At 32.9% G+C, this 16,207-nt stretch carries 15 protein-coding genes; 1 reads left to right on the forward strand and 14 read right to left on the reverse strand.

What is annotated here, in order from left to right:
* Positions 1–219: 219 nt before the first annotated feature.
* Both Q4566_RS11470 and argS read right to left on the reverse strand, forming a co-directional pair.
* Positions 220–1,782: a hypothetical protein gene (locus Q4566_RS11470; RefSeq protein ID WP_303421272.1), complete on the reverse strand. Its 1,563-nt coding sequence runs from the start codon at positions 1,780–1,782 to the stop codon at positions 220–222.
* A 393-nt stretch (positions 1,783–2,175) separates the two neighbouring features.
* The gene (gene argS, locus Q4566_RS11475; RefSeq protein ID WP_303421273.1) at positions 2,176–3,951 is read right to left on the reverse strand and encodes an arginine--tRNA ligase; all 1,776 of its coding nucleotides are present in this window, start codon (positions 3,949–3,951) and stop codon (positions 2,176–2,178) included.
* A gap of 408 nt (positions 3,952–4,359) precedes the next feature.
* On the opposite strand from argS, the gene Q4566_RS11480 reads away from it, so the two are divergent.
* Positions 4,360–6,423, forward strand: coding sequence for a tetratricopeptide repeat-containing sensor histidine kinase (locus tag Q4566_RS11480; protein WP_303421274.1), 2,064 nt, complete (start codon positions 4,360–4,362; stop codon positions 6,421–6,423).
* Positions 6,424–6,428: 5 nt separating this feature from the next.
* On the opposite strand, the gene ctlX is transcribed toward Q4566_RS11480, so the two are convergent.
* From ctlX to infA, 12 genes are all read right to left on the reverse strand, one after another.
* Positions 6,429–7,364, reverse strand: a complete 936-nt coding sequence (gene ctlX / locus Q4566_RS11485; protein ID WP_303421275.1) for a citrulline utilization hydrolase CtlX — start codon at positions 7,362–7,364, stop codon at positions 6,429–6,431.
* 17 nt (positions 7,365–7,381) lie between these two features.
* Positions 7,382–8,296 carry a dimethylarginine dimethylaminohydrolase family protein gene (locus tag Q4566_RS11490; RefSeq protein WP_303421276.1) on the reverse strand — a complete coding sequence of 305 codons (915 nt, stop codon included), beginning with the start codon at positions 8,294–8,296 and terminating at the stop codon, positions 7,382–7,384.
* 154 nt (positions 8,297–8,450) lie between these two features.
* Positions 8,451–9,737: a citrate synthase gene (locus tag Q4566_RS11495; protein WP_303421278.1), complete on the reverse strand. Its 1,287-nt coding sequence runs from the start codon at positions 9,735–9,737 to the stop codon at positions 8,451–8,453.
* A 181-nt stretch (positions 9,738–9,918) separates the two neighbouring features.
* The gene (eno, locus tag Q4566_RS11500; protein ID WP_303421280.1) at positions 9,919–11,211 is read right to left on the reverse strand and encodes a phosphopyruvate hydratase; all 1,293 of its coding nucleotides are present in this window, start codon (positions 11,209–11,211) and stop codon (positions 9,919–9,921) included.
* A 155-nt stretch (positions 11,212–11,366) separates the two neighbouring features.
* A complete protein-coding gene (carA, locus tag Q4566_RS11505) occupies positions 11,367–12,470 on the reverse strand; it encodes a glutamine-hydrolyzing carbamoyl-phosphate synthase small subunit (RefSeq protein WP_303421282.1) in 1,104 nt (367 codons plus the stop codon).
* A 112-nt stretch (positions 12,471–12,582) separates the two neighbouring features.
* Entirely contained in the window at positions 12,583–13,056 is a 474-nt protein-coding gene (gene rplQ / locus Q4566_RS11510) for a 50S ribosomal protein L17 (RefSeq protein WP_303421284.1), read from the reverse strand.
* A 58-nt stretch (positions 13,057–13,114) separates the two neighbouring features.
* Positions 13,115–14,107, reverse strand: a complete 993-nt coding sequence (locus Q4566_RS11515) for a DNA-directed RNA polymerase subunit alpha (protein WP_216066271.1) — start codon at positions 14,105–14,107, stop codon at positions 13,115–13,117.
* A gap of 95 nt (positions 14,108–14,202) precedes the next feature.
* Positions 14,203–14,808: a 30S ribosomal protein S4 gene (rpsD, locus tag Q4566_RS11520; protein ID WP_303421287.1), complete on the reverse strand. Its 606-nt coding sequence runs from the start codon at positions 14,806–14,808 to the stop codon at positions 14,203–14,205.
* 192 nt (positions 14,809–15,000) lie between these two features.
* A complete protein-coding gene (gene rpsK / locus Q4566_RS11525) occupies positions 15,001–15,384 on the reverse strand; it encodes a 30S ribosomal protein S11 (RefSeq protein ID WP_150939526.1) in 384 nt (127 codons plus the stop codon).
* A gap of 103 nt (positions 15,385–15,487) precedes the next feature.
* A complete protein-coding gene (gene rpsM / locus Q4566_RS11530; protein WP_303421290.1) occupies positions 15,488–15,862 on the reverse strand; it encodes a 30S ribosomal protein S13 in 375 nt (124 codons plus the stop codon).
* Positions 15,863–15,864: 2 nt separating this feature from the next.
* Positions 15,865–15,981 carry a type B 50S ribosomal protein L36 gene (gene ykgO / locus Q4566_RS11535; protein WP_013305171.1) on the reverse strand — a complete coding sequence of 39 codons (117 nt, stop codon included), beginning with the start codon at positions 15,979–15,981 and terminating at the stop codon, positions 15,865–15,867.
* A gap of 4 nt (positions 15,982–15,985) precedes the next feature.
* Positions 15,986–16,201: a translation initiation factor IF-1 gene (infA, locus tag Q4566_RS11540; protein ID WP_007094967.1), complete on the reverse strand. Its 216-nt coding sequence runs from the start codon at positions 16,199–16,201 to the stop codon at positions 15,986–15,988.
* Positions 16,202–16,207 lie beyond the last annotated feature (6 nt).

The following is a 16,207-nucleotide window of genomic DNA, read 5'->3' on the forward strand; positions in this document are numbered from 1 at the left end:
TCAGGTTTATTATACGACCTGAGGTTTTTATTCATTAAAATTAAATGCAGGTCGTTTTTCAGTATGAAATAAAAGGTAGTCACTTTTTTATGTGAAGCTTGAACCTAGACTATAACCAAAAAAAAATCTAAGAATTAGAGTGTTAAATTCTTAGACAACAGCTGTTACTGCAAACAATAAAAATAGGCAACAATTAGAAGTACACAAAGTACTTTCTTGTCATATTGACGCTATATAATTAGTTAAATCTTGACCTCTTTCAAGTCCTATTTTTTTTCTAATTCTGTGTCGAGAAATATGTACACTATTTACTGAAATATTTAAGAGATGAGCCATTTCTTTGCTATCAAATTTTAATTTTATTAAAGCACAATGCTTTTGTTCTGTTGGGGTTAACGAAGCATGCTTTTCTCGTAAACGTCTATAAAAATCAACATTTACCTTGGTAAACCGTAAATTAAAGTTCTCCCATAAATCTTTATTTCCACTCATTATTTCTTGTTTCACCCTACCATAGGTAGTGGGTGATTGATCTTTCAATAAGTTTAACAAAACTTCTATTTTTTTATCTTTTTCAATAAGCTGTAGTGCAGAGACAGTAAGTTCTTTGCTCTTAGTTTCTAAAACAACCTGAAGTTTATCTTTGTCATGTTGTTCCTGTATAACAGCTTGTTCTTTTTCTGATTTAAGTTTACGAATCCTTGTTTTATATCTATACGTTATAATTAGGACTAAGATTAAAATCAAGCTAATGCATAATACAAAAATAAGACGCGTCTGAGTTTTAGTCTTTTTAGCAAGTTTGACTTCCTGTTCTAGGATTTGCCTATTTTTAAAGGCTAAAGTCTCTTTATATTTATTTTTAATTTCAAATAACTTTCTATTATTCATACTGCGTATGCTAAACAAGCTATCGGCTATTTTTGTAGATGCTTCTAAATAATAGTATGCCTTATCTATATCTTTTTGTTTCTTGTATAATTCACCCATTTTTCTTAAAACATCGACTTGAAAATCAGTATGTGAATTATACTTTATGATACCTTCTAAACTTTTATTATAATAAAAAATAGCGGTAGTTAAATCTTGTTTTATACTATACAAGTCTCCCAAAAAGGAATAAACAATTATGGAGAAATGTTTGTTTGTTTCTTCAAGAAGATTTTTGGCATTCAATAAGTAAAATTCTGCTTCAACCAAATCACCTTTAAGTAAGTCGATGATACCCCTTTCGGCAGAAATGTATGGGTTTTCAGTAGTCTTAATACCCTGTTTCTCACTGGCTATTGAACAACTATCTAAATAAACTAATGCTTTTTTATATTTTTTTTCTTTACGATATTGAACAGCCAAACTATAATACGCTTGTTCTAACTGCAAATCTTTTAATTCAATATTACTATTCTTAATAATATTTAATGCCTTTTCTTTATGTTCAATAGCTTGTTCATCTTGCCCGTAAATACCGTATAATAAACCTAATTCATTATGTATTAAACTCAATTTAGAATTTAATTGCTTCGTGTTTGCCAAAACCAAAGCCTTCCATAAATGGTCATAAGCATCGGTATATTGCCCGTTATTTTTATACCTATTAGAATACTCCAAATGTGAATCTATGATAGCTAGCGTATCGTTAGTTTTAAAAAATAAGGAGTCGTTTACTAAACTGCTATCTTTGTTATCAAAACTAATTTGTTGAGCAGAAGAAACATGGTTTCCAAAAACATAAAACATAAAGGAACATACGATCAAAAAATAATTTGGGAAATAATTTTTCATAGCTACCAATGTACTTAATATTTAGGATTGAAACAGAAACAGAAAAACTATATTTTGCATCAAAATCACATTGTAAAGTTATTGTAAAGTACTATAACAGCTTAATATATAGCAAAATATAAATTCGACACAGGAATAAAAATAGCATAGCTTAAATGAAAACCTTTATCCAAATACGTTTCTAAAAAGTACAGATCACTATTCTGAGATTGCAGAAGTAAAGGAATAAATTGAAGTTGATAACGACAGTTTATCTTATATAAAATTTGATTAAAAATATTTGAGCTTCTACAGAAAAATATATCTAGATCTCTATTATAAAAGAAATATCCTACAAAACAAACCCTAATCTTTTAGAGATTTCCTATCAACGTAAATGAGTTACCCGCTTAACTACATCCTTTCAGGAACCTGAATACCCAATAAGCTAAATGCATTTTTAATCGTGTTAGCCACAGTGTTTGACAAGTGCACTCTTAAAGCTTTTTCGTTTTCATTATCAGCGCCTAGAATAGATACATTCTGGTAGAAAGAATTAAATTCCTTCACTAACTCGTATGTGTAATTCGCAATTAAAGCAGGACTATGATTATCGGCAGCATTTTGCACCACTTCTGGAAACAATTGAATTTGCTTAATCAATTCCTTTTCTTTAGGGTGTAATTCTGTAATTCCGGTAACTTCTGAATTCAAATCTGCTTTTCTTAAAATAGACTGAATTCGAGCATAAGTATACTGAATAAAAGGCCCTGTATTTCCTTGAAAATCGATAGATTCTTTAGGATCGAATAAGATTCGTTTTTTAGGATCTACTTTTAAGATGTAATATTTTAAAGCCCCTAAACCAATGGTTTTATAAAGCTCTTTTTTCTCTTCATCAGAATAACCGTCAAGCTTCCCTAATTCTTCTGAAATCTCTTCAGCTGTATTAGCCATATCATCAATTAAATCGTCGGCATCTACAACAGTTCCTTCTCTACTTTTCATTTTTCCGCTAGGTAAATCAACCATACCATAACTTAAATGGTATAGGTTTTTAGCCCAATCGAAACCTAATTTCTTCAGAATTAAAAATAGTACTTGAAAATGGTAATCTTGCTCGTTTCCAACGGTGTAAACCATACCACCAACATCTGGATAATCTTTAATACGCTGAATGGCGGTTCCAATATCTTGGGTCATATAAACCGCTGTACCGTCTGAACGTTGAACGATTTTTTTATCTAAACCATCTTCGGTTAAATCGCACCATACTGAGCCGTCATCTTCCTTATGAAACACGCCAGATTTTAAACCTTGCTCAACAAACTCCTTACCTAATAAGTAGGTATTACTTTCGTAGTATAAATTATCAAAATCGACACCTAAATTTTTATACGTAATATCGAAACCATCATAAACCCAAGTGTTCATTTTAGTCCAAAGTGCTACAACAGCTTCGTCGCCAGCTTCCCATTTAAGAAGCATGTCTTGAGCAGCTAATAAAAGTGGTGCATTTTTTTTGGCTTCCTCTTCTGTTTGTCCTTCTGCAACTAAGGCTTCTATTTCCTTTTTATATTCTTGATCGAATTTCACATAGTAGTTTCCTACCAACTTATCTCCTTTTAGGCCAGTGCTTTCTGGAGTTTCCTCATTGCCAAAACGTTTCCACGCTAACATACTTTTACAAATATGAATACCACGGTCGTTTATAATTTGTGTTTTATAAACTTTCTTCCCAGAAGCTTTTAAAATTTCGGCTACACTGTACCCCAATAAGTTATTTCTAACGTGACCTAAATGTAAAGGTTTATTTGTGTTCGGTGAAGAATACTCTACCATAACAGCTTTTTCCTTTGGATTTGGCGTTACAAATCCGAATTTTTCATCTGCTTTTATGCTATTGAAGAAATTAGTGTAATACGAATCGTTAATTTCTACATTTAAAAAGCCTTTAACCACGTTAAACGCTTTCACATCATCAACTTCTTTAACCAAATACTGACCAATAGTTTCACCAATCTGTACAGGATTTCCCTTTATAAAACGTAACATTGGGAAGATAACAACGGTGATATCACCAGCAAATTCTTTTCTTGTAGCTTGAAATTCTACCGTTTCTAATTCGATATTAAAATCTGCTTTTACCGCCTGTTTTACGTAATTTGATAATGTGTCCTGAAGGTTCATTTTGGATTGTATTTTAAGCCTGCAAAGATAGCAAGATTTTCTACTAAAAACGAAAAAGCTTTAAACTGTAAAAAATGAACGGCTATTTTACACGACTTCACTTTGTCTTTTTATTTTGAAGTAGCAATTTCATAATTTTTAAGTGCTTTTTTTCCGGATAATTAACCGTTCATCTAAACATTAAATTTTCACCTATCACGAAATTCCCTTTCATCTAATTAATTGGCTTTAAAACCTAAAAATTAGCTTTTAATAAGCCTTTTTACAATTTTTGTTATGTAAAGCTATTATCTCCAATTTATTGGAAAACACTAAATAACAAACAATTACAGCTAAATAAAGCTGTCTTATTTTCCTCAAATCTAAGACCTCATTATAGCATTATTTTCAGTTGTTTTTGAAATACATATGAGGCTATTAATTTTTTTAATAATAACGTTATTTTCTATTTGTACTGGACACACACAGTCCAACGATATAGACAGCCTCGCCTTGCAATTAGCTTTCCAAAATCAAGACTCCTTAAAAATCAATTTATCCTTAAAACTGATTGAATCACTTTACGAGAACAACGAAATTGATCGTGCTTACAAATACGTTATAGAAAGTGAAAAACTATCCCATCACTTAAACCATAAACATGGGATTGCGAATGCAACTTACTACAAAGCCTTGCTTTATGCAAAAAAGAATGATTATATAAATGCCATTAGCGGTTACGAAAAATCTAAACACCTATTCAAAAATCTAAAAGATACATTAGGTATCGCAAAAGTGAATAATAGCATTGGTTTGATTGAAATTAAAAGAGGTAACTTTTCTAAGGGTATGCCTCTATCGCTTTCTGCAATAAGAGAATTAGAAAAACGCCACCTTAAACACGAACTTAATTTAGCATACAGTAATCTAGCAAATGCTTATTACAGCATAGGAGCTACGGATAAAGCTATTGAGTTTTATTTAAAAACCTTAGAGGTTCAAGAACAGATAAATGATCAAGATGCGATTTATGTTACTAAGAATTCTCTAGCGGAATTATTTTCTAACCGAAAGGAGCACCGAAAGGCTATTGAAATTTATGAAAGCATAACAGAGTTTAGTGACACTTTAAGCGACTCAATTAAAGGCCATATTTATCCTAAACTTGGCGCTGAATATTTAGAATTTAATGAATATGACAAAGCTTCCAAGTATTTAGATGAAGCCTATACCATAAATATCCTAAAGGAAGACAAGTCCGATTTATTAGTAACACTAAATAATCTTGGTGATTTAAACCTTCGTCAGAATACTTTCTGGAAAGCTGAGCCACAACTTATTGAAGCTGGTCAAATTGCCGAGCAAACTGGAAATAGACAAGAACTATTAAAACAGTATAAACTGATGAAATCTCTCGATTCGACAAGGAGACGATTTGAAAAAGCCTTTACTTGGCAACGTGCTTATTACGAATTAAATGCTGAAATTAATCGAGAAAAAGCAGAACAAAAAGAAAAACTACTCATTCCATTAGAAGATTTTGAACAAGAACCTCCAGAAGTTCTATTAACAACTACTGATTCGCAACAAAATGTTAGAATGTTATCTGATGTAACAGAAGATACGAGCAGTCTGAAATTATCATTGTACAGTCTCGTGGCCGCTTTAATTTTGGTATCTATATTTTTAATTTTGACTTTTTTAAAACGCCAAAGTACGATTAAATACACCAAGGAATTAGAAGATAAAAACCTGAGTATCGCTTTACAAAACGAAGCTTTTTCAGAGCAAACGAAGCACTTAGAGAGCGTAAACAATGTTAAAGACAAACTCTTTTCAATAGTATCTCACGATTTAAGAGACTCCCTTTCCTCAATAAATGGTTTCATTGACTTACTTAAAGATGGCACGCTAACGCGAGACGAATTCGACAATCTAATACCTGAGTTAAGCGAAAACGCAAATAATGCATCGTTGTTGTTATTCAATCTACTTAACTGGTCAAAATCTCAGATGCAATCTTTAGAACCAAAGCCAAGTTTATTTGATGTTCAGGAGGTTTTTGCAAGCAAAGTTCAACTTATAGAACAACGCCTAGAAAGTAAAGGCATTACTTTAATTGATCATTCTTTAAAAGATTTCGCTTACGCTGATAGAAGTATGTTTGAAATCGTAATCCAAAATTTACTTGCCAATGCTCTTAAATTTTGCAAAAACGGTGATACCATAACCATTACCAATCATATAAATGATGGTCGTTCTATTGTAAGTATTGCAGATTCTGGTATTGGTATCTCTAAAGAAAACTTGAACAAGCTGTTTAAAGAAAGTTCATTTTCAACTTTAGGAACCGATAATGAAAAAGGAACAGGTTTAGGCTTATCCATTTGCAAAGAATTAATTGATTTAAATCATGGTAAAATTTGGGTTGAAAGCACCCCAAATATAGGAAGCACCTTTTATGTACAATTGCCTAAATCTAAGCCCTCTTAATGCGTTCAGGTTTTGGGCAAAAACACTTCGGCCATCATGCAACGGGCACTACCACCGCCACAAACTTCAATAGTATCTAATGAACTAGATAAAATCTTCGTGTGTTTTTCAAGAGTAGAAATTTGAGACCCTGTTAATGAATTGTAAGCAGACTGACTCATAATTAAATATGATTCATCATGACTCCCTTTTACTTGTAACATATTACCAGCAAAATGATTTACCTGAGCTTCGGTGATATCGATAATTTCTTTACCGTCTTCTTTTAAGTGCTTCACTAGAGACTTACGTTCTTTTTTGTCATCAATACTACTTAAACAAACAACAGCAAAAGTTTCACCTACACACATCATAACATTGGTGTGATAAATGGCTTTTCGCTGATTATCTACCGTTTGATAGGCTGTAAAAATAACAGGAGTATATTCAAAATCTTCGCAGAACTCGATAAATAAATCTTCATCAGCACGTGGTGATAATCCGCAATAAGCTTTTCGGTTGACACGATCTAGTATAAGACTTCCTGTACCTTCTAAATATATTTCTTCATCTTCAGCACTAGTATAATCAACCACATTATTTATCAAGAAACCTTCATTTTCAAGTGTTTCTAATATGTCTTCTCTACGTTCAAGACGTCTATTTTCAGCAAACATAGGATACAAACCAATATCACCATTTTCATGAAAAGAAATCCAGTTGTTCGGAAATATTGAATCTGGCGTATCAGTTTCTTTAGTATCATCTACCACAATAACCTGCACACCTACTGCTCTAAGTTTTTCAACATAAGCATCAAACTCTTGTTGAGCCTTCAAATTAACCGTTTCAGGTAATGTATGATCTAAAACTTGCTGATAATAGTTGTTAACCGCCGTTTGCTCATTCATCCTAAAATTTACTGGACGAATCATTAAAATAGTATTTGTTGTTTGTTGCATACCTAATTCTTATAAAATCAATCTCTAATTAAAGGCAAAGTTGAACAACGCAGTAAACCTTCTTGCTTACTTATTTCGCTATAGGATACTTCTTCAACTGTAAAGCCTTTGTCTTGTAACCAAGTATTTAATCTTGTAAAGCTTTTTTCGGAAATAATAACGTCTTCAGAAATTGAAAAAATATTACTATTCATATCGTACATCTCATCTTTACTTATTTCAAAAACATTGTCTTTTCCAAAAAAATCAACCAACCACTGGTACTCACTTTCAACTAGAAATCCGTTTTTATGAATGATGGCTTTGTCTTTTCCTATAGGCTGAAAACAACAATCTAAATGTAAAGCGTTTTCCTTAGCGTTAGTATTCGATTTTCGCAACTCGAATGCCTTCACCGTTTTGTCTGTAAATAATTCTTGAATGGCTATTACAGCGTCTAAATTGGTTCTAGCTGTAATTAAATTAGGGTAATCTTCCCCCGAATAGGTGCCAATAAAAATATAGTCATCCCATACAATAACATCGCCACCTTCAGCATGGCACTCTTCTGGAAGTATGATTCTATTTTCTGGGGCTACCTGATTCCACAAATATTGTATGGCTTCTACTTCTTCTTCCCTATTTGGTAGAATATTTGATTTTATAATTTTATCTTCAATAACAAAAGCAATATCTCTTGAGAAAATCTGATTGCAATTATTTATCACTTCTGGTCTATAAACCTTAACATCATACTTTTCAAAAACAGCTGCTACTTCTTCTATTTCACGTACCATATCTTCTTCAAGCGGATAGGTTCCTGCCTTGACATGTTCAATACTTTTAGGGTCATAGCAATCCTTAATTTCAGGGATAGCACCGTTGCTTTTAGCTGTTCCAAGAACAACTGCTCGCAATCTAGATGTTTCGTTTTGAATGTTTAATTTTAACATATAGTGAACCAAAAAAGGATTAAATTTTATGGTTCAAAACTAATATAATTAAACGAAATAATGGGCCATTGATTAATTTATATGGTATGGCTATAAAAAAGAAAAGTTCCACAGAAACTGTGAAACTTTATCTTATATAAACTTTATAAGTTTATTATCTTTCGTCAACTGGTACAAATTTTCTCTCTGTTGCTCCAGTGTAAATTTGTCTTGGTCTTCCGATAGGTTCTTTTTTCATGCGCATTTCTCTCCATTGTGCAATCCAACCTGGTAAACGTCCAATAGCGAACATTACGGTAAACATATCTGTTGGAATCCCCATAGCTCTGTAAATAATTCCAGAGTAGAAATCTACGTTAGGGTATAATTTTCTATCTACGAAGTATTGATCGGCTAAAGCTTCTTTTTCAAGCCCTTCAGCAATACTTAGAATTGGATCTTCAATTCCTAACTCGCTCAATACATCATCAGCAGATTTCTTAATGATTCTTGCACGTGGATCAAAGTTTTTATAAACACGGTGTCCGAATCCCATTAAACGGAAAGGATCGTTTTTATCTTTAGCTTTTGCCATGTATTTTTTAGTGTCGCCACCATCTGCTTGAATCGCTTCTAGCATTTCTAATACTGCTTGGTTTGCTCCACCGTGAAGTGGTCCCCATAATGCAGAGATACCTGCTGAAATAGAAGCAAATAATCCGGCATGCGATGAACCAACGATTCTTACTGTAGATGTAGAACAGTTTTGCTCATGATCTGCGTGTAACGTTAATAACTTATCTAAGGCATCAACTAACACTTTATTTTGCTTATACTCTCCGTTTGGTTTTTTAAACATCATTTTAAGGATGTTTTCAACATATCCTAATGAGTTATCACCGTAATCTAAAGGTAATCCTGCCTTTTTTCTATAAGTCCAAGCAACAAGCACAGGCATTTTACCTAAAAGTCTCACTACAGACTTATACATATCTTCCTCAGAATCTACATTCACAGTAGAAGGATTAAAAGCTGTTAAAGCACTTGTTAAAGAGGAAATAATCCCCATTGGGTGCGCAGACTTAGGAAACGCTTCAATAATTTTCTTAACATCCTCATCTACATAAGATTCAGCTTTAATATCTTCATGAAACTTATCATTCTGCTCTTTCGTTGGAAGTTCTCCAAAAATCAATAAATAAGCTACTTCTAGGAAATCTGCATTTTCAGCTACTTCATCAATAGAATAACCACGATATCTTAAAATACCTTTTTCACCATCTAAGAACGTAATTGCGCTTTCACAAGCCCCTGTATTTTTGTACCCAGGATCAATTGTAATTACACCTTCGGTTGCGGCTCTTAGCTTCGTAATATCTATTGCTACTTCATTTTCTGTTCCTTTTACTAAAGGGAAATCGTATTTTTTACCATCAATCTCAATGGTAGCTTTATCTGCCATACTATAACGTGAATTTAATTTGTTTTTTTGCGGAACGCTAATTTAAGAAATATATCGTCTTATTTAGAAAGATTATTTAGAATGTTTTTGGTAATTCACAAATTGACAAAATAGATGTTAAATAAAAAAGCGATTATTAAAATAATAATCGCTTTTTTATTTATAATTCAATTAAATAATCTTATTTAATTTTAAATGCTTTCTCTTGTGGAAAATAAGCCACTTCTCCTAATTCTTCTTCAATTCTAAGAAGTTGATTGTATTTCGCCATACGATCACTACGAGATGCAGAACCTGTTTTAATCTGACCACAGTTTAATGCTACTGCTAAATCTGCAATAGTATTATCTTCTGTTTCTCCAGAACGGTGAGACATAACAGAAGTATAACCAGCATTTTTAGCCATGTTTACAGCAGCAATAGTTTCTGTTAAAGAACCGATTTGGTTTACTTTAATTAAAATCGAGTTAGCAATTCCTTCTTCGATACCCCTTGATAAACGTTCAACATTAGTAACAAATAAATCATCACCAACTAATTGTACTTTATCACCAATTAATTCGGTTAAGTGAGCCCAACCTTCCCAGTCATTTTCATCCATACCATCTTCAATTGAAATAATTGGATATTTCCCAGCTAATTCGGCTAAATATTCAGCTTGTTCTTTAGAAGTTCTTACAACACCTGTATCACCTTCAAATTTCTTGTAATCGTATTTACCATCAACAAAAAATTCCGCAGCAGCGCAATCTAAAGCAATCATAACTTCATCACCAAATTTGTAACCTGCATTTCCTACAGCTTTTGCAATCGTATCTAAAGCATCTTCAGTTCCACCTGGTAAGTTTGGAGCAAATCCTCCTTCATCACCTACAGCAGTACTTAAATCTCTATCGTGTAATACTTTTTTAAGGTTGTGGAAAATCTCAGTTCCCATTTGCATAGCATGTGTAAAGTTTTTGGCTTTCACAGGCATAATCATAAACTCTTGGAATGCGATTGGCGCATCACTATGAGATCCACCGTTGATGATATTCATCATTGGTACAGGAAGCGTATTTGCAGAAACACCACCTACGTATCTGTATAATGGCATGTTTAATTCGTTAGCTGCAGCTTTAGCAACGGCTAAAGAAACACCTAATATTGCATTAGCTCCTAATTTAGATTTATTTTTAGTGCCATCTAAATCGATCATGATTTTATCGATAAGATTTTGTTCGAAAACAGAAACTCCTAAAAGTTCTTCAGCAATTATAGAGTTTACATTATCTACAGCTTTAAGAACACCTTTCCCCATATAAGTATCTCCACCGTCACGTAATTCAACGGCTTCATGCTCTCCTGTTGATGCTCCTGATGGTACAGCAGCTCTACCTAAAATATTGTTTTCTGTTACTACGTCAACTTCAACAGTTGGATTACCTCTTGAATCTAAAATTTGTCTAGCGTGGACATTGATTATTATACTCATAATTGCTTTATTTTAAAACTTTATATTGTTTCAAATTTACGGTTAAATCTTGTTTTTCTTCATAAAAAGATGAAGAATTTAACATAAAAAACTCTACAACGTTTTAGTAAAAGAAAATCCCAATAACAGTAGCCTATTATTGGGATTTAAAATCTTTATTTTTTAAGATTTTCTATAAACTGATCGAACAGATAGTCCGAATCATGTGGTCCAGGGCTAGCCTCTGGGTGATATTGAACAGAGAAACAGTTTTTACTCTTCATAGCTAAACCAGCTACTGTATCATCATTTAAATGTACATGTGTTACTTCAAGGTCTGGATGCGCTTCAGCCTCTACTCTATTTACGGCGAAACCGTGATTTTGAGAAGTAATCTCACCTTTACCAGTTACCATATTTTTAACCGGGTGATTAATTCCTCTATGGCCATTGTGCATTTTATAAGTGGAAATACCATTAGCACGAGCAATAATTTGATGTCCTAAACAGATACCAAATAATGGTAAATCTCTCTTGATAATTTCTTTAGCTACTTGTTGCGCTTCAACTAATGGTTCTGGATCTCCAGGACCGTTAGACAAGAAATAACCATCTGGATTAAATGCTTCTAAATCTTCAAAAGAAGCATTGTATGGAAACACTTTTATGTAAGCATCTCTTTTAGCGATGTTTCTTAAGATGTTCTTTTTAATTCCAATATCTAAAGCTGCTACTTTGTAAGTAGCGTTTTCATCGCCATAATAGTAAGGTTCTTTAGTTGATACTTGAGACGCCAACTCTAAACCTTCCATGTTTGGCACATCGGCTAACTGTTTCTTAAGCCCTTCAACATTATCAACTTCTGTAGAAATAACAGCATTCATTGCACCATTATCTCTAATATAACTTACTAAAGCTCGTGTATCAACATCAGAAATAGCTAGTAAATTATTTTTATCAAGAAATTCTTCTAACGATGCATCAGAATTGTCTCTTGAATAATCGTAACTAAAATTCTTAACAATTAATCCTGCGATTTTAATAGAATCAGATTCTACTTCATCTACATTGGTTCCATAGTTACCAATATGGGCATTGGTCGCTACCATTAATTGTCCGTAATAAGAAGGATCTGTAAAAATTTCTTGGTAACCAGTCATACCTGTATTAAAACAAACTTCACCAAATGAAGTCCCTTGTTTGTTACCAACTGCTTTACCGTGAAAAATAGTACCATCTGCTAAAAGAACGATGGCTTTTTGTCTTTTTTGATATTTCATATAATTCTTATGAGCTTCCTGACTGCTCAGGAAAAAAGTTTTACAAAATTGCGCAAAAAAAAGGATAAACTAAAATAGTTTATCCTTTATATTTTTAAATGCTAATCATCATTTATTCCTCTTCGTTTGAAGCTTTAGTTTCAACAGCAGCAGATTCAGCTGGTTTAGAACCACCTCTTCTACTTCTTCTTGTTGTTTTCTTCTTAGCTTTATCAGCGTTGTAGATTTCGTTGTAATCAACTAATTCTATCATTGCCATATCAGCGTTATCACCTAAACGATTACCTAATTTGATAATTCTAGTATAACCTCCTGGTCTGTCTGCTATTTTAGTAGCAACATCTCTAAACAACTCAGTTACCGCATCTTTTTGTCTAAGGTTAGCCATCACAATACGTCTGTTGTGAGTCGTATCTACTTTAGACTTAGTAATCATTGGCTCAACAAATTGTTTTAAAGCTTTCGCTTTTGCTACAGTTGTGTTGATACGTTTATGCTCAATTAATGAACATGCCATATTAGCCAACATTGCTTTTCTGTGAGCTGTTTTTCTACCTAAGTGGTTTACTTTTTTTCCGTGTCTCATGACATTTAAATTTAATCATCTTGCTACAACTCACTTCTGAGGAGCAAACTATGATTTGTTAATCTTTATCTAATTTATATTTGCTTAAGTCCATTCCGAAATTAAGACCTTTAACATTTACAAGCTCTTCAAGCTCAGTTAAAGATTTTTTACCAAAGTTTCTGAATTTCATTAAATCATTTTTATTGAATGATACTAAGTCACCTAAAGTATCAACTTCAGCAGCTTTTAAACAATTAAGTGCACGAACAGATAAATCCATATCGATTAACTTCGTTTTAAGCAACTGTCTCATGTGAAGTGATTCTTCATCATAAGTTTCAGTTTGTGCAATTTCATCAGCCTCTAAAGTGATACGCTCATCAGAGAATAACATGAAGTGGTGAATTAATGTCTTTGCACCTTCTGTTAAAGCGTCTTGTGGAGAAATTGAACCATCCGTAATGATTTCAAAAACTAATTTTTCATAATCAGTTTTTTGCTCAACACGATAGTTTTCAATACTATACTTAACGTTTTTTATTGGTGTATAAATTGAATCAGTAAAAATAGTTCCGATTGGTGCTGAAGCTTTTTTGTTTTCTTCTGCAGGAACATATCCTCTACCTTTTTCAATTGTGATTTCCATGTTAAAGTTAACTTTAGGATCTAAGTTACAGATTACTAATTCTGTATTTAACACTTGGAAACCAGAGATAAATTTTTGAAAATCGCCAGCTGTAATTCTATCTTGACCTGAGATTGAAATTGAAATTGATTCGTTATCAATATCTTCAATTTGTCTTTTAAAACGTGCTTGTTTTAAGTTTAAGATGATTTCTGTAACATCTTCAACTACTCCAGCAATTGCTGAAAACTCGTGATCAACACCTTCAATTCTAACTGATGTGATAGCAAAACCTTCTAAAGAAGATAATAAAACTCTTCTTAAAGCATTACCAACAGTTAGACCGTAACCTGGTTCTAATGGTCTGAATTCGAATTTACCTTCGAAATCAGTAGAATCAATCATGATTACTTTGTCTGGTTTTTGAAAATTAAATACTGCCATAATTTTTTCTTCGTTTTAATTGTTATCAGGTTGCGCGGTTTATAAGTTTGAAGAAGTCAAATAAACCCTTTGGCCAGATACCAATATGATTAATATTATTTAGAATATAATTCTACGATAAATTGTTCGTTGATGTTTTCTGGAATTTGAATTCTAGCAGGAACAGAAACGTAAGTTCCTTGTTTAGTATCATCATTCCAAGTAATCCACTCATAAACAGTACTAGAGTTAGAAAGTGAATTTGCGATAGCTTCAAGAGATTTAGATTTTTCTCTAACAGCAACAACATCACCAGCTAATAATTGGTAAGATGGAATGTTTACCAATTCACCATTTACAGTAATGTGTCTGTGAGATACTAATTGTCTTGCAGCACTTCTTGTAGGAGCAATACCCATTCTGAATACTACGTTATCTAAACGAGATTCACATAATTGAAGTAAAACCTCACCAGTAATACCTTGTGCAGCTCTAGCTTTTTTAAACAATCCTCTAAATTGACGTTCTAAAATACCGTAAGTATATTTAGCTTTTTGTTTCGCCTCTAATTGGATTGCGTATTCAGATTTCTTACCACGTCTTCTGTTGTTTCCATGTTGCCCAGGAGGGTAATTTCTTTTTTCGAAGGATTTGTCTTCTCCGAAGATAGCTTCGCCAAATTTACGAGCTATTTTAGTTTTAGGACCAGTATATCTTGCCATAATAATTTAATTAAGAGAGTGATTATGAATTAAGGTCTTAATCTTATCCTTCGATAATCTTTTGATCTCTCGGTTGATACTTGTTAATTTTTTTCAGTTTGCAAATTTACACAAAAAATTAATACCACCTAAACCTAGGTGATATTAATTTTTCTAACTTGCTGTATTTAAATCTCGTTAATTAAAACGTGATTAAACTCTTCTTCTTTTTGGAGGACGACATCCGTTATGTGGTAATGGAGTAACATCGATAATTTCAGTTACTTCAATTCCAGCATTGTGGATAGAACGAATAGCAGATTCTCTACCATTTCCAGGTCCTTTAACATAAACCTTTACTTTTTTCAATCCAGCTTCTGATGCTACACCTGCAGCATCTTCGGCAGCTAATTGAGCAGCGTAAGGCGTGTTTTTCTTAGAACCTCTAAATCCCATCTTACCAGCAGAAGACCATGAAATAACGTCTCCTTTTTTGTTAGTAAGTGAAATAATAATGTTATTGAAAGATGCTGTTACGTGAGCTTCACCAACAGATTCCACAATAACTTTACGTTTTTTTGTGCTTGTCTTTGCCATATTTTCTAGTGCTTAGTTTTAGTGATAGTCGCTAGAATCCTAAACCGTAATTTCAAACAGATTCCTTCCAACGTCTAAATACTAAAGACTAAATTTCTAATTATTACTTAGTTGCTTTCTTCTTGTTAGCAACAGTCTTTCTTCTACCTTTTCTCGTTCTAGAGTTGTTCTTAGTACGTTGCCCTCTTAATGGAAGACCCGATCTATGACGAATACCTCTGTAACATCCAATATCCATTAATCGCTTAATGTTTAATTGCATTTCAGAACGTAATTCACCTTCGATAGTGAAAGCTCCAACTGTTTCACGAATCGCAGCTATCTGATCATCGTTCCAGTCTTGAACTTTTGTACTTTCGTCTACTTTAGCCTCAGCTAAAATTTCTTTTGCTCTACTTCTTCCTATTCCGTAGATATAGGTTAAAGAGATCACTCCTCTTTTGTTTTTTGGTATGTCTACACCTGCAATTCTTGCCATAATTACCCTTGTCTTTGTTTAAATCTAGGATTCTTTTTGTTTATCACGTAAAGTCTACCCTTTCTACGCACGATTTTACAATCTGCACTTCTTTTTTTAACTGAAGCTCTTACTTTCATCGTATTAGTATCTATAAGTTATGCGAGCCTTAGTTAAATCATAAGGACTCATTTCTAATTTTACTTTATCTCCTGGTAACAATTTAATGTAATGCATACGCATCTTCCCAGAGATATGAGCAGTCACAATGTGACCGTTTTCTAATTCAACACGAAACATGGCATTAGATAATGCTTCTATAATTGTTCCGTCTTGTTCTATTGCTGCTTGTTTTGCCATAGTATA

The organism is Tamlana sp. 2_MG-2023, assembly GCF_030548465.1.
In the GTDB taxonomy this organism is placed as follows: Bacteria; Bacteroidota; Bacteroidia; order Flavobacteriales; family Flavobacteriaceae; genus Pseudotamlana.